17 protein-coding genes are annotated in these 21,416 nt (G+C 67.4%); 3 read left to right on the top strand and 14 right to left on the bottom strand.

The window, feature by feature from the left end:
• Positions 1–51: 51 nt before the first annotated feature.
• Together AC59GX_RS07680 and mdoH are read left to right on the top strand one after the other, a co-directional pair.
• Entirely contained in the window at positions 52–1,545 is a 1,494-nt protein-coding gene (locus tag AC59GX_RS07680) for an OpgD/OpgG family glucan biosynthesis protein (protein WP_426279747.1), read from the top strand.
• Positions 1,545–3,350: a glucans biosynthesis glucosyltransferase MdoH gene (mdoH, locus tag AC59GX_RS07675; protein WP_426279746.1), complete on the top strand. Its 1,806-nt coding sequence runs from the start codon at positions 1,545–1,547 to the stop codon at positions 3,348–3,350. The genes AC59GX_RS07680 and mdoH overlap by 1 nt, the downstream gene beginning before the upstream one ends.
• A 104-nt stretch (positions 3,351–3,454) precedes the next feature.
• Here the strand turns inward: mdoH and AC59GX_RS07670 are convergent, their stop codons facing one another.
• The 13 genes from AC59GX_RS07670 to AC59GX_RS07610 all read right to left on the bottom strand — a co-directional run bounded on the left by AC59GX_RS07670 (position 3,455) and on the right by AC59GX_RS07610 (position 18,616).
• Complete coding sequence (locus AC59GX_RS07670; protein ID WP_426279745.1) at positions 3,455–4,954, bottom strand: DHA2 family efflux MFS transporter permease subunit; 1,500 nt, start codon at positions 4,952–4,954, stop codon at positions 3,455–3,457.
• Positions 4,951–6,342 carry an efflux transporter outer membrane subunit gene (locus tag AC59GX_RS07665; RefSeq protein ID WP_426279744.1) on the bottom strand — a complete coding sequence of 464 codons (1,392 nt, stop codon included), beginning with the start codon at positions 6,340–6,342 and terminating at the stop codon, positions 4,951–4,953. Before AC59GX_RS07665 ends, AC59GX_RS07670 begins: the two co-directional genes overlap by 4 nt.
• Positions 6,343–6,506: 164 nt before the next feature.
• The gene (locus AC59GX_RS07660) at positions 6,507–7,409 is read right to left on the bottom strand and encodes an efflux RND transporter periplasmic adaptor subunit (RefSeq protein ID WP_056065727.1); all 903 of its coding nucleotides are present in this window, start codon (positions 7,407–7,409) and stop codon (positions 6,507–6,509) included.
• Entirely contained in the window at positions 7,406–7,612 is a 207-nt protein-coding gene (locus AC59GX_RS07655; protein WP_056065737.1) for a DUF1656 domain-containing protein, read from the bottom strand. The genes AC59GX_RS07660 and AC59GX_RS07655 overlap by 4 nt, the downstream gene beginning before the upstream one ends.
• Complete coding sequence (locus tag AC59GX_RS07650; RefSeq protein WP_426279743.1) at positions 7,609–9,651, bottom strand: FUSC family protein; 2,043 nt, start codon at positions 9,649–9,651, stop codon at positions 7,609–7,611. Before AC59GX_RS07650 ends, AC59GX_RS07655 begins: the two co-directional genes overlap by 4 nt.
• A 10-nt stretch (positions 9,652–9,661) precedes the next feature.
• Entirely contained in the window at positions 9,662–10,051 is a 390-nt protein-coding gene (locus tag AC59GX_RS07645; protein ID WP_426279742.1) for a MarR family winged helix-turn-helix transcriptional regulator, read from the bottom strand.
• A 276-nt stretch (positions 10,052–10,327) separates the two neighbouring features.
• A complete protein-coding gene (locus AC59GX_RS07640; protein ID WP_426279741.1) occupies positions 10,328–11,134 on the bottom strand; it encodes a TOBE domain-containing protein in 807 nt (268 codons plus the stop codon).
• 14 nt (positions 11,135–11,148) lie between these two features.
• Positions 11,149–13,596 (bottom strand): TonB-dependent receptor, encoded by a 2,448-nt coding sequence (locus tag AC59GX_RS07635; RefSeq protein ID WP_426280385.1) that lies wholly within the window; start codon positions 13,594–13,596, stop codon positions 11,149–11,151.
• 207 nt (positions 13,597–13,803) lie between these two features.
• Complete coding sequence (locus tag AC59GX_RS07630) at positions 13,804–14,463, bottom strand: dTMP kinase (protein WP_426279740.1); 660 nt, start codon at positions 14,461–14,463, stop codon at positions 13,804–13,806.
• Positions 14,464–14,482: 19 nt separating this feature from the next.
• A complete protein-coding gene (mprF, locus tag AC59GX_RS07625; protein ID WP_426279739.1) occupies positions 14,483–17,029 on the bottom strand; it encodes a bifunctional lysylphosphatidylglycerol flippase/synthetase MprF in 2,547 nt (848 codons plus the stop codon).
• A 4-nt stretch (positions 17,030–17,033) separates the two neighbouring features.
• Positions 17,034–17,420, bottom strand: coding sequence for a DUF2147 domain-containing protein (locus AC59GX_RS07620; RefSeq protein ID WP_120301320.1), 387 nt, complete (start codon positions 17,418–17,420; stop codon positions 17,034–17,036).
• 10 nt (positions 17,421–17,430) lie between these two features.
• Positions 17,431–18,132, bottom strand: a complete 702-nt coding sequence (locus AC59GX_RS07615; protein WP_497301418.1) for an AcvB/VirJ family lysyl-phosphatidylglycerol hydrolase — start codon at positions 18,130–18,132, stop codon at positions 17,431–17,433.
• A gap of 196 nt (positions 18,133–18,328) precedes the next feature.
• Positions 18,329–18,616, bottom strand: coding sequence for a chorismate mutase (locus AC59GX_RS07610; protein WP_107954710.1), 288 nt, complete (start codon positions 18,614–18,616; stop codon positions 18,329–18,331).
• 149 nt (positions 18,617–18,765) lie between these two features.
• Between AC59GX_RS07610 and AC59GX_RS07605 the strand changes: the two genes are divergently transcribed.
• Positions 18,766–19,794 carry a polyprenyl synthetase family protein gene (locus AC59GX_RS07605; protein WP_426279737.1) on the top strand — a complete coding sequence of 343 codons (1,029 nt, stop codon included), beginning with the start codon at positions 18,766–18,768 and terminating at the stop codon, positions 19,792–19,794.
• 5 nt (positions 19,795–19,799) lie between these two features.
• Here the strand turns inward: AC59GX_RS07605 and AC59GX_RS07600 are convergent, their stop codons facing one another.
• Positions 19,800–21,317: a lipopolysaccharide biosynthesis protein gene (locus AC59GX_RS07600; protein ID WP_426279736.1), complete on the bottom strand. Its 1,518-nt coding sequence runs from the start codon at positions 21,315–21,317 to the stop codon at positions 19,800–19,802.
• Positions 21,318–21,416: the final 99 nt, after the last annotated feature.

The raw sequence follows: 21,416 nt of genomic DNA, 5'->3' as shown, positions 1-21,416 counted from the left end.
CGTCTCTATGCTACCGCATTGCAGCATGATGACGACAAGGGAGCGCTCTGCATGATCGGTCGACGCGAAGTAGTAACCGCGCTGGGTCTGTTGGGTGTCCTCCCGCAGGCCGCTGCCGCGATGCGTACGGCGCCCGGCAAGGCCGAGCCGTTCTCCTGGGACGCGCTCCAGCAGCGCGCCGCGACGCTCGCCACCAAGCCATATGCCGCCCCGGCCAAGGTCGCCGCCGCCGCCGCGATCGATTACGACAAGGTCGGCAGCATCCGCTACCGCGCCGACAAGACGCTCGCCGGTGGCATCCGCCTGTTCCCGCTCGGACGCTACGCGCCGATGCCGGTCGCGATCAACGTCGTCGAGAACGGGCAGGCGCGTCGCATCGAGTTCTCGCGCGACCTGTTCGAGGCGGAAGAGGGCCACGCCGCCGCGCTGGGCATCGCCGGATTCCGGGCGATGGCACCGGGCGGCACCAGCGACTGGATGGCGTTCCAGGGCGCATCCTATTTCCGCACCGCCGGCGCGCAGGACCAATATGGCCTGTCCGCGCGCGGGCTCGCGATCAACACCGGGCTGCCGGGCCGCGAGGAATTTCCCGACTTCACCGAATTCTGGATCGAGCGGACCGGCGCGGACGCATACACGATCTACGCGCTGATGGACGGCGCCAGCGTCACCGGGGCGTACCGCATCCAGTCGCGCCACATCGCCGGCGCTGGCGTCGAGCAGCAGGTCTCGTCCGTGCTCAACGTCCGTCGCGACATCGAACGGCTCGGCGTCGCGCCTGCGACCAGCATGTTCTGGTACGGCGAAGGCAATCGCGCCGCTGCGGTCGACTGGCGTCCCGAGATCCACGATTCGGACGGCTTGGCGCTCCTCACCGGAGCCGGCGAACGAATCTGGCGCCCGCTCAATAACCCGCCGCATGATACGCTGGACAGTTTTGTGGACCAAGCACCCAAGGGTTTCGGGCTGATCCAGCGCGACCGGAACTTCGATCACTACCAGGACGACGGCGCCTTTTACGATCGGCGGCCGAACCTGTGGGTCCAGCCGCAGGGTGACTGGGGCAAGGGCGCGGTGATGCTCTATGCGTTCCCGACCAACAGTGAGACGGTCGACAATGTCGTGTCGTTCTGGACCCCGGCCGCGCCTGCGAAAGCGGGGCAGCGGTTGCAGTTCGATTACTCGCTGTCGTGGAAATCGGTCGATCCGACCGCCGTCGCCGCGACAGCGCACGTCGTCGATTGCTGGCAGGGCGTCGCCGGCCGACCGGGCGCCGAGCCGGTGAAGGGCGCGCGGAAGCTCGTGGTCGATTTCATCGGTGAGGGTCTTGCTGGTCTCGATCGCCAGAGCGGCGTAACCGCCAAGATCGATGTCGTCCGCGGCAAAGTGCTCGCCAACGCGGCCTATCCCGTCGTCGGCCAGAAGAACCGCTGGCGCGTCACCGCCGACGTGGCCCCCGATGCGCAAGGGCCCGCCGACGTCAGGCTGTTCCTCACGCGCGGCGGTCGTGCGCTTAGCGAAACCGTCCTGACCCCGATCTTCTGATGCCCGCGATTCCCATGATGCCGGGCGAAACACCGATCGAGATGCCCCCGCAGCGTTTCGACGGCCCGCCGCCGCCTTGGTCCGCGCCTGAGCCGGGCCCGGGCATGGTCGTATCCTCCGACGACATGCTCGCGCGCCGCATCCTCCTCGTGCTGATGACCGGGTTGCTGGCCACCGCGGCGTCATCGGCGGTGCAGGAATCGCTGCTCGCCGACGGATTGAGCTTCTGGGACGCGGCATTGCTCGCGCTGTTCTTCCCACTGTTCGCCTGGATCGCGTTTGGCTTCATGAATGCGGCGATCGGCTTCTTGCTGTTGATGACCGGCGGGCATCCGGGGTTCGTTCCGACGCCGCGCCAGTCCGAACCACTCGAAGGTCGCACCGCGATCCTGATGCCGGTCCACAACGAGGACATCGACGCGGTTTTCGAGCGGATCGCCTGGATGGCGCGCGCGATCGCCGCCGGCGGTGTCGCCGACCGGTTCGATATCTTCATCCTGAGCGATTCCGGCGAAGCGGCGGAGGCGGCTGAGATCGCGGCGTGGGAGCGCCTAGCCCCGACGCTCGACTGCGCGCTCTATTACCGGCGCCGCACCGTGAACGTCGGCCGCAAGCCCGGCAACGTGGCGGAGTGGATCCGGCGGTTCGGCGGCGGCTATCGCTACATGCTGATGCTCGACGCGGACAGCCTGATGGGCGGCAACACGATCATCGGCATGGCGCAGGTGCTTGAGCGGCGGCCTGCGGTGGCGCTGCTCCAGACGGTGCCGGCTGTGATCAACGGCGTGACGTTCTTCCAGCGCTGGATGCAGTTCGCCAGTCGGTTGTATGGTCCGATTTCCACCGCCGGACTCGTATGGTGGTCGGGTTCGGAGGCGACCTTCTGGGGCCATAACGCGATGATCCGGATCGAGGCGTTCGCGTCGAGTTGCGGGCTCCCCGATCTGCCGGGGCGGGCGCCGTTCGGCGGCGTCATCATGAGCCACGACATGGTCGAGGCGGCGCTGTTACGGCGGCGCGGCTGGCGCGTCCATATGCTGATGACCGAGGAGACGTTCGAGGAATATCCGCCGACGCTGATCGATGCGGCGGTGCGTGACCGGCGCTGGGCGCAGGGGAACATCCAGCATCTAAGCCTGCTGACGTCGTCGGGGTTCCACTGGGTCAGTCGGCTGCAATTGCTGATGGGCGCGTCGGCGTTCATCACCTCGCCGGTGTGGCTGCTGATGATCGCGACCAGCGTCGTGCAGGCGCTGATCGGCGAGCGGAATATCGTCGAGGCGCAGACGTCTCTGCAGGTGCTGTTCGTCACGCTGTTGCTGCTGTTCGGGCCCAAGCTGCTAAGCGTGATCTGGGCGTTCTCGAATGCAGAGCGTCGCGCGGGGTTCGGCGGGCGGCGCGGGATCGTCAGGTCGGTGCTGGTCGACGTGCCGTTCTCGATGCTGTCCGCGCCGGTGATCGCGCTGACCCAGACGATGGACCTCGCGGGGATTCTAATGGGGCGGAAGTCCGGTTGGGCGCCGCAGAACCGTGACGCGCACGAGCTGTCGCTTGGCGACGTGATGCCGCGGTATCGCTGGCATGTCGGAGTGGGGGTGGCGTTGTTGCTCGTGACGCCGTTCGCGCCGGTCACGGCGGCGTGGCTTGCGCCGGTGACGCTGGGGCTGTTGCTCAGTCCGTTCCTGACGATTCTGACGGCGAGCGAGAAAGCGGGGCGGTGGGCGCTGTTGCACGGGATGTTCGTCGAGCCCGGCGAGCATGTATCGGTGCTCTCGCGGCCTTCGCTGCCGGCGCATAGCGGCTAGCCTCCGTCATCCTGACGAAAGTCAGGATCCAGGGTAACTAAGCGTCGCCGGTCTTGGCTCTGGATCCTGACTTTCGTCAGGATGACGGCGCGTTTTGAACCGATCTAAGCCCGGTGCCCGCTTAACTCCGCCCCCGCATTCACCGCAAATCGCCGGTTCCAGATCGTCGCTGAGGCCGACACCGCAGTCACCACCAGGAACGCCAGTGTGAAGTCCGTCAGCGCCGGCCGGGTCGCGCCCGTTCCCAGCATCCCGACATGCAGCGATGCCGCCCCCACGCAGATGCCGAGCGACAGCATCAGTTGCTGGAACGTCGCGTAGAAGCTCGTCGCGCTGCTCATCCGCGACGACGGGATCTCGTCGTACGCGATCGTATTGTACGCCGAGAACTGGAACGACATGAAGAAGCCCGAGATCATCAGCACGCCGAAGATTGCCGGGATCGGCCAGTCGGGGCGGAACAGGCCGGCGACCGCATAGCCCGAACTCGCGCAGAGTCCGCCGACGATCAGGCTGTTGCGGAACCCGAAGCGCCTGAGCACGCGCGGTGCGAGGCTCTTCATCATCAGCGAGCCGATCGCGCCGGCGATGGTGATCGCGCCGCTCGCCGCCGCGGTCATCCCGAACCCAAGCTGGAGCATCATCGGCAACAGGAACGGCTGCGCGCCCTGCGTGATTCGGGTCAGCGATCCGCCGATCACCGACAGCCGGAAGGTCGGGATGCGCATCAGCGAGAGGTCGAGGATCGGGTCGCTGCGATGTTTCGCGTGGCGGATATAGGCAACGCCCGCGACCAGCCCGACCGCGATCAGCACGATCGCACGCGCGAGTTCGCCGGTGCGGCTGGTCATCTCGAACCCGAACAACAGACAGCCGAGCGACACGCCCGACAGGATGAAGCCGGGTACGTCGAAGCGCGCCGGTTTGTTCTCGCGCACCTCGCCGATGAAGCGCGTCACCAGGATCACGCCGAGCAGGCCGATCGGGACGTTGAGGTAGAAGATCCAGCGCCAGTCGAGATACGTCACGATCGCGCCGCCGACCGGGGGACCCAGGATCGGGCCGATCAGCGCGGGCATGATCAGCCACGACATCGCCTGGACCATGTCCTCCTTGGCGACGCTGCGGAGCAGGACGAGGCGGCCGATCGGGATCATCATCGCGCCGCCAAGCCCTTGCAGAAAGCGGGCGATCATCATGAACGGCAGGCTGGTCGCCTGGCCGCACAGCATCGAGCCACCCACGAAGATCAGGATCGCCGCGCGGAAGATCGTCCGTGAGCCGAACCGGTCGGCGAGGCGTCCACTTGCCGGGATAAAGATCGCGAGCGCCAGCAGGTACGACGTCAGCGCCGAACTCATGCTGGTGGCGGGGACGCCGAAATCGCGCGCCATCGTCGGTAGCGCGGTCGCGAGCACGGTCGAGTCCATCTGCTCCATGAACAGCGCGCAGGCGATGATCAGCGCGGTGATGCGGTAGTTGCTCGGCGTGTGCGGCAGCGCGTCCGGGTCCTTGGCAACGCGCGCGATCGTGTCGGCGGCGGGCATGATGCCATCGCGGATTTCGCTGTTGATCGAGGCCAGCCCGCGGCGACGCAGCCTCAAGTCTGCCACCCCCCGCCGAGCGCCTTGAAGACGTCGACCTGGCGATCGACCAGCAGCGCATCGGACGCGGCGAGGTTGGCTTGCGCGGTGGTCAGCGCCGCTTGCGCGGTCAGCAGCGAGAGGAAGTCGGTGCGGCCGAAGCGGTAGAGCGTGCCGGCCTGATCCGCGGCGCGTGCGGCGCTGGACTGCGCGCGTCGGAGGGCTGCGTTGCGGTCGCCTTCGCGGGCATAGGCGGACAGTGCGGTCTCGGTCTGGCGGAGTGCTTCGAGCGTGGTCGAGTCGAACTGCGCGAGGGCCTGGTCCGCGGTGGCGCCGGCTTGGGCGATCTGCGCGCGGATGACCGGGCGGTTGGGGAAGCTCCAGCTGATCAACGGTCCGAGCCCGAGATGGAACGCATTGGTCGAGCCGAGCGACGAGACCGGCCCGGTGAACCCGGCCGAGCCGCCTAGACTGACCTGCGGATAGAGGTTGGCCGTCGCCACGCCGATCCGCGCAGTGGCAGCGGCGAGCGAGCGTTCGGCCTGGCGGATATCGGGGCGGCGCAGGATCAACGCGGTCCCGTCGCCGATCGGCAGCGGGCGGGTTAGCGCTGGGGGCTTCGCACAGGTCGCGACGTCCTTGGGATAGTCGGCGGGGGCGCGGCCCATCAGCGTGGCGAGGCGGTAGAGCGCGGCGGTGCGCGTCGCGACCTGTGAAGGGATTAGCGCCTCGCTCTGGTCGACTGCGGTGCGCGCGCGCGTCACGTCGAACGCGGTGCCGCGCCCGCCGCGTTGCAGGCGTTGCGTGACGTTTAGCGTCTGGCGTTGCAGTGCGAGAATGCGGTTGTTCGCGGCGAGCACCGAGTTGGCGGTGCAAGCGGTGGCGTAGCTGCGCGCGGTTTCCGCGGCGACGGTGACGCGGACGTTGTCGCGTGCGGCGGCGACCGCCTCGGCATCGCCTTGAGCCGCCTCGATCGCACGGCGGATGCGGCCGGACAGGTCGAGCGGGTAGGCTAGCGTGATGCCGAGGTTGTAGTCGAGCGTGCCGGGCAGGCTGCCGCCGGTGGTATAGGGACGGTCGAGCGATGTGCCGCCGCCGAGAGCGGTCGACAACGTGCGGCCCGCGGCGACTTCGGCGACGACCGCGTCTGCGCGGCGCAGGTTGGCGTCGGCGGCGCGGAGATCGGTGTTGGCGGCGAGCGCTTCCGTGACGAACGCGTCGAGGCGGGCGTCGCCGTAGAGTTGCCACCAGTGGTCGGGGAGGGGGGTGTCGGCGAACGCCTTCTCGTGGCCGCTGTCGAAACTGCCTTGGGCGGAGGGGCGGTTGACGACTGCGGACTCGGGGAGCGCGTAGTTTGGGCCGGCGGTCGTGCAGGCTGTTAGCAACGTGGAGGCTACCAGGGCAGCCATCGACGCAACCGCTCCCCTCCCTGGAAGGGAGGGGTTGGGGGTGGGTTGGCCTGCTTGAGGCACACCGGTGCGGATTTGTGGAAGCCGACCCACCCCCGGCCCCTCCCTTGAAGGGAGGGGGGAAGAAGGGGCGGTGCCTAGCGACGCGGGGCGGCGACCGAACATCATGCCGTCGTCCCCGGTGCGACGCGCGGCTGGACCGTCACCGTCGCCGTGCGGCCGACGATCAGCTGCGTCCCCTTCGGCACGCTGGTCAGCTTGACCCGCACCGGGATACGCTGTGCCAGTCGTACCCAGTTGAAGGTCGGATTCACGTTCGGCAGCAGGTTGGTCGTGTTGGTCCGCTCGCTGTCGTTGATTCCGGCCGCGATGCTGTCGACGCGGCCGTGCAACGCCTGTGGTTCGCCCATCAGGTGGACGACGACCGGATCGCCGACCCGGATGCTGCCGAGCTTGGTCTCCTCGAAATAGCCCTCGACGCGGAGCGAATCCGTATCGACCAGCGCCATCGCCTGCGCGCCCGTCGCGATATAGTCGCCAGGGTGGAGATCGAGATTGGTGACGATCCCGTGCACCGTCGCGCGCACCGTCGTCCGCGCGAGGTTGAGCGCCGCGGTGGAGCGTGCGCTCTGCGCCTGCGCCAGTGCCGCCGACGCTGTGGCGACGCGCGCGACGTTCTGCTCGTGCGTCTCCTTCGCGACCAGATCGCCGAGCGCCAGATCGCGCTGTGCCTCGCGTCGTGCCTGCAGTAGCGTCGCGCGTGCGCTCGCGATCGACGCGTCGGACTGCGCCAGCGTCAGCTGGAAGCGCGGACGATCGACCACGAACAGCACGTCGCCGGGCTTCACCGCCTGGTTGTCGTGCACCGCGACCTGCGTGACGAGGCCGGCGACGTCGGGCGTCACGCGGACGATGTCGGCGCGGATGTGCCCGTCGCGCGTCCACGGATCGGTCTCGTACCGCTTCCACAGCCACAGCGCGACCAGCACCGCTAGCGCGACGATGATCAGCGTGACGGCCGAGCGACCCAGCGGGGCGAACAGCGACTTGAGGCGGGAAGAGGTCATGCGGAAGGTCCGGTCAGCAGGGCGAGCAGCCCGAGGATGAGGATGAACAGCGCGAGGTCGACGAGCGGTCGATACGTCACCACGCGGTAGGCGCCCGCGAACGCGAGCAGCCGCGTGGCGATGCCGGTGAGGATTACCGCGGCGACGGCGAGCAGCAGGATGCTCGGCAGATAGACGCCGCCGATCGAGATTTCGCCGGTCATGCGGGTGCTCCGTAGGCTGGCGCTTGCGGGAAGAGGTTGCGGCGCAGCGAGGTCAGCGCGAGCACGCCTGTGCGGTGGCGATCGGGCGTGCTGGTCGCGAAACCGGTCATCGCGGCGTCGATTCCGGCGAGCAGGTCGGGTTCGGGTGGCGCGGGCTCATCCGGACGTAACGCACGGTAATGCGCGCCGATACCACGAAGGACCGGCGTGATCATCGCGGCCTCGTCGGGGGAGCCATCGATCCGCAACTGCTTGAGTTCGCCGACCGCGACGCCGACGCGCAGATCGGTCAAGGCGTCGAGCAGCGGCTTGCCTGGATCCTCGCCCTGCAAAGCAAGCCGTGGCGCGAGCAGGCCGATGCGGTCGAGCATCCGGGCGATCCAGCCCGCCGCGTCCGGGCGGCTCATCGAGTCGCTGCGCGCCGCCAGTTCGCGCCAGCCTGCGCGGATCAGCCGCCGGGCGCTGGTATCCGCGCCGATCGTCTGGAACAGGCCGACCGTGACGACCGCGAACAGCGTGCCGATCAACTGCGCGATGCCGCCATTGAGGAACGCGTCGAAGCTGCCACCGAACCGATCGTTGAGGCCGACCGTGTTCAGCGCCCCGAGCAAGCCGCCGAGCGTCATCAGCAAGGTCGCCGGACGGGCTAGGAACATCCCTCCGATCAGCATCGGCGGTGCGAGCACGGCGGCGAGCGTCACGAAATCGGTCACGCGCGGCAGAATCGCGAAGGCGTAGACGGCGGATATGACCAGCCCGATGATCGTGCCGTAGAAGAACGCCAGGATCGATGGTGCGGGGTCGTCGCTGTTGCCGAACAGCGCGCAGCACACCCCGGCGATCAGCACCGCGCCCGCCCCGTCCGACCAGCCCGTACCGATCCAGAAGACGCAGCCGAGCAGGATGGTGGCGACGGTGCCGGCGGCGGCGCGGAGTGCGATACCCCGGTCGCGGTGGAGCGGTCGCTTGGCGATCCGGGCGAGCAGCCGTGCGACCGCGGGCGTAACCGGCGCGCGCGACGGCGAGCGCATCTGGTCGCGCAGGTCGCGCGCGTTACGGTGCGCGTCGACCAGTTCGCCGAGCCGCGCGAGCAGGCTGAGCCGCAACGCATCACGCCAGATGAGCGTATCGCCCACCACCGGTTCGAGGACGCGGGCGCGTTCGATCAGTGCGTCCGCTGCCGCGCCACGCTCAGCGACGGGCGGCGGATCGCGCAACCATTCGCGGACGTCCTCGATCAGCGCGAGCGCTTCGGGGCGGGGCGCGTCGGCACCGCGCTTCAGTTCGACGATCCGGTCGTCGACCGCGCTCGCCAGGGGCAGCAGCATCGACAGTTCGGCCTGAAGCGCGCGCAGGGTCCGCGTGCGGGGCAGCAGGCGCGCGGTGTCGAACGGCAGGTGAATCGACAGCTGGTGAAGCTCGTTGATGTCGAGCGCCAGCCGTCGCCGATCGCGGTCGAGCGCGGCATCGGACGCCCCTGCAAGCGAATCCCGCGACCAGCGCTCGGCATCGGCCAGGATCGCATCGATCCGCGCGAGCAGAGTGGCGGTCACGGTCTGCGGGAAGACGAAGCCGTGGATCAGGCTCCCGCACAGAATGCCGATCGTGATCTCCTGCACGCGCAAGGCGGCGATCGTGAACACCGCGCCCGGCGTCGTGACCGACGGAAATCCGATGATGCTGGCCGTATAGCCTGCGAGCAGGAACAGATATGCGCGCGGCGTCCGATCGAGCAGCGAGATATACAGGCACAGCCCGAGCCACAGCGCCAGGCCGAGCGAGAGAAGCTCGGGCGCGTTGACCAGATTCGGTACCAGCACCACCGCCGCGGCCGCGCCGAGTACCGTACCGGCGACGCGGAACACCGCCTTCGACAGCACCGCGCCCGCCAGCGGCTGCGCGACGATGTACGACGTCGTCACCGCCCAATACGGACGCGTCAGGCCGATCCTGAGCGCGATGTAATAGGCGAGGAAAGCAGCGATCAGGCATTTGACCGAGAAGAGCGCTTCCTTCCCGCCGAACCGGGTGAGGTTCATCGTGCCGGGCTCATCGGGCGTGATCCGCCGTGAACCGTGCGCCGAGCCGCTCCGCGACGTGCAACGCAGTGGTGAGATCGTCGTCGGACACGTCGTCGAGCATCCCCGCGCGCAGGCTGGCGAACTTCGCCTCGATCGTGGTGACCAGCGCACGGCCGTGATCGGTCAGGCGAATGCGGCTGACGCGTGCATCGACGGGGTCGCGGCGACGCTCGACGAGGTTGGCGGCCGACATCTGATCGATCGAGCGAACCAGCGAGGCTTGCGTCACGTCGAGTTGGTTCGCGAGGTCGGTTTGGCGCACGTCGTCGCCGAGCCTCCCGACCTGGACGAGCGCCCAGCCGGTCGATGCCGACACGTTCATGTCGCGCAACGCCCGATCGGCCGCCCGCCGCCACATCTTCGCAAGCGGTAGAAGGGTGCGAGCGTAGGATGACTCGAGGATGGCGCGGGGGGAAGTCATTAGCGTGCTAAGTAATGGTGATCGCGTGTGCTGCAATGCGGAATCGGTTTATGACGGAAATGTTAGGATTGGCGTCCAAACCGATTGGCACCTCCCCGGCGGAGGCCGGGGCCCCGTTGGCAAGGCCTAGGTAACAGGGGGCAGTGTGTAGTTGGCGACGTCTCCCAATTGGGCCCCGGCCTCCGCCGGGGTGGTGCGCTCAACGGAAAGGTCTTACTCGACCGCCAGGATTACATGGCTCGCCTTGATCAACGCCAGTGCGCGCGTGCCGATCTGTAGGTCGAGCGCCTCCGCGCTCTCCTTGGTCAACGTCGCTGTCAGCGTCTTGCCGAGCGTCAGTTCCAGCGTCACCTCGCTGGAGATCGCGCCGTCTTCGCGTGCAATCACGGTCCCTGCCAATGTGTTGCGGGCCGAGGTCCGCAGGCTCTCGTCACCGCGTGCGAGGATCACGAAACTCGACTTGATCAGCGCCAGCGCGGTCGCGCCCGGTACCAGTCCCAGATCCTCGGCACTGCCGCGCGTGATCGTCGCGACGATCTCGACGCCGTCCGCCACCGCCAGCGTAACCTCGGCATCGATCGTCCCCGGCGTCACGCGCGACACGGTGCCGCGCAACACGTTGCGTGCGCTCGTCTTCATTCCGATTCCCCACAGCAACGGCTTCAGCGACAGCCCGTTCGATACGCTAGCCTCGATCCGCGCCATCGCGCTCGCGAGCTCCGCTTCGGCGACCGCATAGCCGTCGAGTACCGCCACGCCCGCCTCGGTGATCGGGCTCGCGCCGCCGTCCTTGCCGCCCGCCGCAGGGAGCACGAGCGGGCGGTCGAACAGATTGTTCATCACCTGCACCGCGTCCCATGCCGCCTTGTAGCTGAGGCCGACGACTTTCGCCGCGCTGGTGATCGAGCCGCCGTTGCGGATCGCGCGCAGCAGCGCGATCCGGTCGGCGCCGACGCGGCCGGTCTGGTCCTTGGCGAGCAGGATCGTGGCGTGGAGGGCGGGGTCCGGCGGTAGCGTCATAGCCCCCCTCTTACCTACTGCTTGATGCGGAAGGTAAGCCCGATCGTACGCGGGTCGCTCGGCGTGGCGAGGATCAAACCCGAATTGCCCGCCTGGATCGTCACGTTCTGGATGTAGTCTTTGTTCAGCAGGTTGCGCGAGAAGACGGCGAGTTCCCAGCCGTCCTTCGAGCGAAAGCCGATGCTGCCGTTGACGATCGTGTAGCCCTGGATGACCGTGAACGCCGAGCCCGAGGGATCACCGAACTGCCGCGTGCGGGTGTTAGAGTCGACATGGACGAAGCCGCTGCCGATGTCGGCGATCGGCTGGTTGTAGTCCGCGCCGAGCGTGTACGACCAGCGGGGCAGGCTCGACAGGCGCTGGCCGCTGAGATCGCAGAACGCCGCGGTGTTGAAGATCCGCTCGATCGGGCAGGGGGCGGCCGGGTAGGAATTGAACTTGCCGTCGGCGTAGGCGACGCTGCCGCGCAACGAGAGGTTGCGGGTGACGAGCGCGGTCGCGTCCGCCTCGAAGCCGCGGACGGTGACCTTCGGGATGTTGGCGAGGTAGGTACGCAAAGCGGCGGCGGCGCGCGTATCGGTCACGTTCGACTGGAAATCCGTGACACGCGTGTAATAGCCGTCGACGTTGAAGATCAGGCGATTGTCGAACAGCTGCGTCTTCAGGCCGATTTCGTACGCAGTGTTCTTCTCGGGGCGGACGACGGCGGTGCCGATCGCCGGCCGGTTCTGGTCGTTGAGCGGAAGGCCAGACATGTTGATACCGCCCGACTTCTCGCCACGCGCGTAGCTGGCATAGGCGAGGACGTTATCTGTCGCTTGGTACGCGATGTTGCCGCGCCCCGTCAGCGCGCCGTCCTTGTCGCTGGCGGCGTAGTTCTGGCCGCGCAGGATCGAGAGCTTGGCCGCGTTCAGTGCGGCGTTGGTGGTCTGTAAGCCGCCGAAGGTGAAGGTGTCGTACGTCCCTTCCTTCTCCTCATAGGTATACCGAAGCCCGCCGGTCAGCGTCAGGCGGTCGATCGGCTTCCAGTTCACTTCGCTGAACGCGGCATAGCTGTCCGAGCGGAAATCGGTGCGGCCGTCGGTGCCGTAGCCGTCGAGCAGGTTGTTCGGGACGGCAGTTGCAGCGGCGCCCGTGCCTGTCGACGTGCCGATCAGGTAGCGTGCAGCGGCGGGGCCGTAGATCGAGATCGGACGGCCGATCACGCGCTGGCGGAAGAAATACAGCCCGCCGACGTAGCTCAATTTGTGGTCGCCGTTCGAGGCGAGGCGCAATTCCTGGCTATACTGGTCCTGGCGCGATGGGATGTGCTGTTCGGTCTGGATCGGGATGCCGGTATAGTCGCGATCGTTGTCGGCATCCCAGTTCCAGAACCGCCATGCGCTGACCGAGGTGAGCGTCGCGGCCCCGAGGTTCCAGTCCGCGATCACGCCGACGCCGCCTTCGTTGGTATCGACGCCGAGCGCCGCGTCGATGTCGGTCTTGCGGTCGTACGGATTGGTGCTGGGCGGTGCGTAGTTGAACTGCGCGGCGAGGCCGGTCGGGCCGCCGAACTGGCGCGTGGCGGTGCGGAACAGACGGCCATCGGTACCACTGCCGGGCCGGGTCGCTACATTGTAATAGACCTGCGTGCAGCAGTTGCTCTGGAAGTTGGTGAAGTCGGCGCTGACCTTCACCTGGAACACTTCCGAAGGGCGGAACAGCAATTGCCCGCGGATCGCCTGGTTGCCGATGGTGTTCTGATCGCGGCCGGTGACGACGTTGTCGATCACGCCGTCGCGGCGCGTGCTGACCACCGACACGCGGCCGGCGAGCGTGTCGCCGACGATCGGGCCTGAGACAGCGCCCTTCACCTGGAGGAAGTTGTAGCTTGCATAGCTGATCTCCGCCTCGCCTTCGGTGGTGAAGGTCGGAGCTCTCGTCGTGATGTTGATCGCGCCGGCGGTGGAGTTCTTGCCGAACAGCGTGCCCTGCGGCCCACGCAACACCTCGACCTGCTCGATGTCGCTGAAGTCGAAGGCGGCGGTGGCGGGGCGCGCGTGATAGACCTGGTCGACATAATAGCCGACGCCGGGTTCGAGCCCGTCATTGGCCTGACTGACCGCGACGACGCTGCTGCCGAGCCCGCGGATCGTGAATGCGGTGTTGCGGGGGTTCGCGGAGCTGTAGTTCAGCGCGGGGACGAGCTGCGCCAGTTGCTGCGTGTTTACGGTGTAGGAGCGGTCGAGCAACGCGCCGCCGACGACGGATAGTGAGCCGGGGATTTTCTGCGCGTTTTCTGCGCGACGACGGGCGGTGACGATCACTTCCATCGAGATGTCGGGGTCGATGCTCGCCTGCGCGTTGCCTTCGGTGCGAGCCTGTTCCGGATTGGCGGCGCTGGCCTGCGCGGCTGCCATCATCGGCAGGCAAGTTGTAGCCAGCAGCGCGGCACTCAGCCGCGTGAAATCATGTCCCCGCATTGTCGTCACCCCTTCGTTATATAGTCGAGCTACATAACGAGAAGTTTGAAAACGAATAGAGGGATTTGCGGACGCGCACGTACGCGCAACCGCACACCACCCCGGCGAAGGCCGGGGCCCAATTGGGGGACGACGCTTGGCGAGCGTCGCGTGCCGTTACTGTGACATTTCCAATTGGGCCCCGGCCTCCGCCAGGGTGGTACGGCGTCAGGCGAGGAGGGCGACGATTTCCGCGGCGATCTCGGTGGGCAAGCGCGACGCGCCGTCAGCCACCGTCGACACCGTCGCCCAGCGCCCCAGCAACCCAGCCTCCGCCATCGCAGCGTAATTAGTCCGCACCCGATCCTGCAGTCCTGTATCCGCCTCGTACGCATCGAACGCATCGTCGGTGTAGGACCGCTTCCGCTTCTTCAGGATAAGCCCGCGCGCGATCGCGGCCGGGGTGTCAAGATACACCGAGAGATCAGGCTTCGGCAGCGCGAACGACCCCGTTTCCAGGTCGGCGATCCACGCCATCATTGCGTCCGCTTCGTCCGCCGGCACCTGCGCCGCCTGATACGCCATGTTCGAGGCGATATAGCGGTCGAACACTACCACATCGTTCGCCGCCATCGTCGCCAGCAGGTGCTCCCGCGACTCCATCCGGTCGAGCGCATACAGCACCGCCGCCGCCTTGGGCGACGTGCCGCGCGGCAAGGTGCCGGCCAGCATCGCGCCGAGTGCCCAGCCGCCGACCGTCTCGGTATAGCGCGGGAACGACACGACGTCGGCGGTGCGGCCAGTGGCGCGCAACTGCTCGACCACCAATGCCGAGGCGGTGGCCTTGCCCGCGCCGTCGGCGCCTTCGATTGCCAGGAGGAAGCTCATTAGTGAGCCCTAGCAAGCCTTACCGACTCACCAAAGCCCGCAAATCTATCAATCCACGCAGCAAGGACGTGCCGCCCGGCGAGGCGATATAGCGCGGTGTCCAGTTCGGGCGGAACTTCTCCTTGTACGCGCGCAGGCCGGCAAACCCGTAGAAACGCTCGCCGTGGCGGAACAGGAAGGCCGCCACCTTCGACCAGGTCGGGGACAGCCGCCGCGCCTCGATTCCCGACAGTGGCGCCATGCCGAGCGAGAAATGCCGATAGCCATGCTCGTGCCCCCACACCATCAGCCGCGTGAACAGGAAATCCATGCCACCCTGCGGCATGTCCTCGGCGTGGCGCATCAGGTCGACCGACAGCTCCTGCCTGTTCGGCGTGCCCCAGACGTTGGCGAAGGCGACGATCCTGCCCTCGATCCGCACCACCGCGCAGTCGAACTTCGCCATGTATCCCGGCTCGAACCGACCGACGCTGAAACTCTTCTCGGCATGATCCTTGTCGGCGAGCCACCAGTCGGAGATCGCTTGCAGTTCTGGGATGATCGCGGGCATTTCGGCGGCCGGCACGACCGCGAACTCCGCGCCCGCCCGCTCGGCGACACGGCTGGCCTTCCGCACGCTGCGCATCTCGGGCGTCTCCAGCGTGAAGCCGTCGAGCTCGACCGTCGCCTCTTCGCCGTACTTGACCAGCTTAAGGCCCATCTCGATCGCGATCGGGACGATGCGCAGGCCGATCTGGTACAGCAGCAGCCGGCCCTGAGCTGCGTCGGCGCGGGCGCGGATGGCCCATAACAGCTCCGACCATGCCTCGCTCGGTCCCACCGGGTCACCGAGCACGATCCAGCTCGCGCCCTTCACCTGATACATCAGGAACGCGTCGCCGCTGTCCGAGACCAGGAAGCGCTTGTCGCCGGTGAAGGCGAGCATCGCGTCGGTGCGGTCGGCATGCGCGAGCGCGGCGGTCGCGACGTCGTCGGGCAGCATGTCGTGGACCATCGGCACGGGCGCCGCCGCGAACAGCCGCCAGATCGCCGCGCCGATCAGCAGCAGACCGACCGCGAGGCTGGTGCGCAGGAACCGCGAGGCGTTGGCGTTGGTCTCGAACTGCCACCACAGGTCGCTCGAATAGCCGACGCGGCGATAGGCGAAGAAGCCGATCAACACCGACAACCCGATCGCGGCGCCGACGCCGACCAGCCATTCGGGCGACAACGGCTCCGCAGTCAGTCGCGTCCGCCGATAGAACGCCGCGCGCGTCCATTGCAGCGCGGCGGCGGTCATCAGCAGGATCGTCGCCTCCTCGTAATCGAGGCCCTTGGCGATCGACAGCAGCGCGCCTGCGACGAGCAACGTCCGCGCCGCCCAGAACGCGCCGTCGAGCCGCCGGTACAGGCCAAGCGCGACCAGCAGCAGCATGACGCCGACGAGGCTCGCCGCGACGTGCGCCATCTCGCTGATCGGCAGCGGCAGGATCGTCGCCAGCGTGTCCATGCGACCGGGCGCCGCGGGCAGTGCGCCCGACACGAGCAGCATCGCGCCACTCAGGAACACCAGCACGCCCAGCAGCAAGGGCGCCAGCGGCAGTGCGATTGCGAGCGGATCGGTGCCTCGCCCACGCCATTGGCGTCCCTCGTGGAACGCCATCAACACTGCGGCGAGGATCAGCGGCGCGACGTAATAGATGATCCGGTAGGCGAGCAGCGCGGCGAGGACCGTCGCATTGTCCTGCGGCATCGTCGCTATGATCACCGCCTCGAACACGCCGAGCCCGCCTGGCACATGGCTGATCAACGCAACGACGATCGCCACCGCGTAGCCGAGGAACAGCACCGGATAGAGCTCGGGCGAGGCATTGGGGAGCAGCACGAACAACGCCGCACTTGCCGCCGCCAGGTCGACCGTCGAGACCAGCAGGAGCGCGAGGGCCTGCCGCCAATTCGGCAGGGGCAGTCGCCAGCCGAGCAGCCCGATCGATCCACCCCGCCGGTGACGCAGGACGACCCCCAGCATGACGAGCGGGATGACGATGCCGACGCTGCGCTCCAGCAGAGGCGGCATCGTCCACCTCACGATCGGTAGCGTCCCCGGATGGATCGCCATCGACAGGCACGCGACCGTGACGACCCCCGCCCAGAACGTCACGCCGGCTATCAGCACGACGCGCGCCACGGCGGCTTCGTCTAGCCCGGCGCGGCTATACACGCGGTACCGCGCCGAGCCGCCGGTCAGCATGGCCAGCCCGAGATTGTGGCTGATCGTGTAGCTGGTGAACGACGCGACTGCAGCGGTCCGCCACGGCAGCGGATGGCCGATCACTTTCAGTGCGATCGAATCGTAGAAGGTCAGCGCGATATAGCTGACGACGGTCAGCCCGATCGCCACCGAGAGCTGCGACCAGCCGAGCGCGGAAAACGCGGCGCGCACTTCGGACAGACGGATTTCGGCGGTCAGCTTGTGGATCGCAGCGAAGCCAAGCACCGCGACGATGAGTACCGCCAGCGCGATCAGCGTGCCCCGGCGATGCGCGATCCAGTCGCGGGTCCGGATGATCAACGGACGAGTCGTCATCGGGTCAACCGCGGTGCCAGGTCTGCGTCTTGCACAGGAACCCGCCGATCAGGCAGCCTTTCACGTCGATCGTATTCGCGTCGACCAGCGTCAGCGTCGACCCGAAGGTGCGGCCCATGTCGGGGACGAAGATCTGGCCCGACCATTTCCTGCGGCCGCTAGGGCGATATTCGCGAAGCAAGGCGGTGCCGATCAGTTTCGGCGTGCCGCCGTCGCGGGCGTCGGCCTGCGCCTCGTCGCTAGCGCGCACCACCCAGCCGCACAGCCTGTCCCCGCAGGCGCCTGTCTTTACGGCCACGCTGTTCTTCGGATTGTGCCAGGTGCCTTCCACGGGGGAAGCAGGGGCCGGGCTGCCCACGGCCATCGCGAGCGCCATCATCACAGGAATCATCGGTCGATCCTCAATCCGCGAAAACGAACCGCGCCAGCACCTCGTAGAGCGCATCGGCGTCGCGGTGAAGCGGATGTCCGCCCGGCAACGCGATCCGCGTCGCATTGGCCTGGGTCAGCAACGGGCACAGGCTGCCCACTTCCTCCGCGCCCTGGACGCATAGCAAAGGCGCCCAGGTCAGCTGGCGCGCTGTCGGCATCGCGTCGACGGTCGGGGTCCAGAGATCGAAGACCTCGCTTGGCGACGCGCGGAACTGGACGTTGTCCTCGGGCACGATCAGCGCGACTTTTGCAATCTTCGCGCGGAGTTCGGGGGCAAGGTCGATCAGCCCGACATGCAGCATGTCCGCGCCGAACGACTGGCCGATCAGGACCACCCGGTCGGTGTGGCCGAGCCGCAACGCGCGCTGTTCGGCGCGCGCGATCAGCGTCGTGATGTCCGCCGGCGTCCGCGTCGTACGCAGATAGGTCAGCGTGTTGACCGCGACCACCGGCACGCCGTCCGCCGCCAGCCGCCGCGCGATCTGCGGCGCCATGCCGATCTTGTAGCCGAGGTCGCCGGTGAGAAGCACGACGGCGAACGGCCGCTGCGGCTTGGTCGGGTAGACATCGGTGAACAACGGCCCACCGAAATAGCCGAGCCAGCCCATGAAGCCGGTCGCGACAATAGCGGCCAGAACCAGCGCGAGCAGGGATCGGTAGAGCCACGTCATCCGCAACCGATTGCACCGCGGCGGGTGATCGGCACGTGGAGCGACAGTGAAGTTTTCTTCACGCACTGCTCCCCTCCCTGACAGGGAGGGGCTGGGGGTGGGGTGGCTCGCTCGTGCCGTAACGGTCTGATATGCGGAAACCGACCCACCCCCGACCCCTCCCTTGCAGGGAGGGGAGAAGAACCCATCTGGCCCCTCAAACCGGATCGTGCGCCAACCGCTCATGGTGACGGATCACCTCGTCGATGATGAAGCGCAGGAATTTTTCCGAAAACTCGGGATCGAGCTGCGCTTCCGCCGCCAGATGCCGCAATCGAGCGATTTGGCGCTCCTCACGCCCCGGATCCGCGGCGGGCAGGCCGTGCGTCGCCTTGTGGCGGCCTACCGCCTGCGTCACCTTGAAGCGCTCCGCGAGCATGTGGATCAGTGCCGCATCGATGTTGTCGATGCTCTGCCGGTATCCGGTCAACAGGTCGTCAGCCACCAAAATACCCTTTCGTTGGTTCGGCGCGCCTTTTGCGGTGGTGCAACCGGATCGGCAAGGCGTCGCACGGCAGATCGGGGCGAGCCGGGGCAGCTCGACGCCCGGCAAGGGTTGCTTTGCAGGGGCATAGGCGTCAGAGGCTCGGGAAGATGAGCGCCACCGTCCACCGCCTCGACACCCTTCGTCCCACGCCCGAGTCCCAGCCTTCGCTGGACCCGATGGTCAAGCTTGTCCGTGGCGACATGGACCAGGTCAATGCGGTGATCCGCGGCCGGATGGAGTCCGAGATCCCGCTGATCCCCGAACTCGCCGGTCACCTGATCGCGGGTGGCGGCAAGCGGATGCGGCCGATGCTGACGCTCGCGAGCGCGCAACTGATCGGCTATGCGGGCACGCAGCATCATCTGCTCGCGGCCGCGGTCGAGTTCATCCACACCGCGACGCTGCTGCACGACGACGTCGTCGACGGCTCGGACCTGCGCCGCGGCAAGCGCACCGCCAACATCATCTGGGGCAACCCCGCCAGCGTGCTGGTCGGCGATTTCCTGTTCAGCCGCAGCTTCGAACTGATGGTCGAGGCGGGTAGCCTGAAAGCGCTGAAGATCCTGTCCTCGACCAGCGCGGTCATCGCGGAAGGCGAGGTCAACCAGCTCACTGCCGCACGCCGCGTCGATCTCGGCGAGGAGCGCTATCTCGACATCATCGGCGCTAAGACCGCGGCGTTGTTCGCGGCCGCGTGCCGGATTTCGGCGGTCGTTGCCGATCGTCCCGAGGCCGAGGAGGCCGCGCTCGACGCCTATGGCCGCAACCTCGGCATAGCGTTCCAGCTGGTCGACGATGCCATCGATTACGTCTCCGATGCTGATACGATGGGCAAGGATGCGGGCGACGACTTCCGCGAGGGCAAGATGACTCTGCCGGTGATCCTCGCCTATGCGCGTGGCTCGGACGAAGACCGCGCGTTCTGGAAGGATGCGGTCGAAGGTCGTCGTGACAGCGAGGCCGATCTGCAACACGCGATCCGCCTGATCCGCTCGACCCGCGCGATCGATGACACGTTCGCGCGCGCCCGGCATTACGGCCAACGCGCGATCGACTCGATCGCCGGCTTCCCTAACGGCGCCGCCAAGGACGCCATGATCGAAGCCGTCGAGTTCGCGGTCGCCCGCGCATACTGATCGCGCTAGCGGATCGGTGATCCGGCATTCGGCAGCGTCGCCTCGCCAACCGGCGTCGATTTGCCGAACAAGGCGCGGTCCGCAGGGCCGAACGCGTATTTCCACAGGATGTAGAGATAGGTGGCCGCGATCGCGGGTTCGCCGATCGCAAGCTCGACCCATTCGTAACGTTTGGGCAGCGCTGTGAAGCCTGCGCCCACCACGATCGCTGCTAGTGCGGCCCACACTAGTGGCCAGCGCCACGGCGAGACGCTGGTCCCGAGCAGATGGCCGAGTAGCTTCGATTTGATGATCGAGGTCAGACCCACTGACAGCATCAGCGCGATCGCCGGGCCTGCGGCCTGGTAATTGACGGGGTAGCCCAGTACGCGGATCGTAAAGATCAGCGCAAAGCTCAGACCGACCTGGAACGCGAGCATTGCCGCCGAGATCATAAGGTTGCGGTGTCGGGCGATGTAGACGAGCGCGGATTCGCTGACCGCGCCGGTCGAGGCGAGCACTTCGGCGGTGAGCAGGAACGCGAGCGCGGCGGTGCCGGCGACGAACTGCGGACCGACCACGCCCATGACCGCTTCACCGGGAATCGAGCCCATCAGCGCGAGTCCGCCTTGCGCGGCCATGATCCAGAACGCGACCTGGCGGACCTGGTTGGCGATCGCGGCGCGGTCGTTGATCGCGAGGCTGTGCGTGATGACGGGGCCGAGGATCGGGTCGAAGCTGGTCTTGAGCTTCTGCGGCAACGACGCGACCTGCTGTGCCATGTAATAGATGCCGACGACCTTGGGCTCGAACATCACGCCAAGGATGAAGCGGTCGACGTTACGGCTGCCCCATTCGAGGATGTCGGCGCCGGCAAGCGGCACGTTAGCGCGGGCGAGCGCGTAGAGCGGGCGGAGCTGCGGCGCCCAACCCCGCGGCACGCCGTAGCTGCGCAGGAACGGGACGAGGCTGGCGATCAGCGCCGCGGTCATCGATGCGACGTAGCTGAGGACTAGGCCGTCGCGGATCGTGAAATAGGAGAACGCCCAGGCGGCGATCGAGATCGTCCACGGCTCGACGACCGCGCGGGCGGTGACGGCGGCCTTTACGTTGAGGCGGTAGGCGAGCGCGGCGAGGCTGACGTCGGACCAGGCGATCGCGACGATGATCAGTGGCAAGAACCGGTCGAGCCCGGTGATCGCGCTGTTCGGATACATGATCTGCGGGAAGGTGCAGAGCACGGCACTGGCGATCAGCGAGGCGACGAACGCGACCGCCATCGCATCCCAGACGACGTTGGCGTGTGGGCGGTCGGCGCTGCTGAGCGCTTGGGCGAGGCCGCGCTTGAGGCCGAGCGTGGCGAGGAGTGCGGCGAGTTCGACTACCACGACCGCGATCGCGAACCGGCCGACGAGGTCAGGGCCGTAGATGCGGCCGGCGATGAACAGGAACGGGATCCGCGCGGCGAGGCGGAGGACGAAGCCGGCGATGTTGGTACGGCCGCCCTTGGCGAGCGTGTCGATATCCTGCGTGGCTTCGGTCACGTGTCTCCCCTCCCTGGAAGGGAGGGGTAGGGGGTGGGTTGGCCCGTGAGGTTCGGCTGCGCCTGCCCCAAGCCGACCCACCCCCGGCCCCTCCCTTCC

It is taken from the genome of Sphingomonas sp. 320_CC (assembly GCF_059691795.1).
Note: the sequence above shows the minus strand (reverse complement) of the source record. Positions and strands in the feature narration are given on the sequence as shown.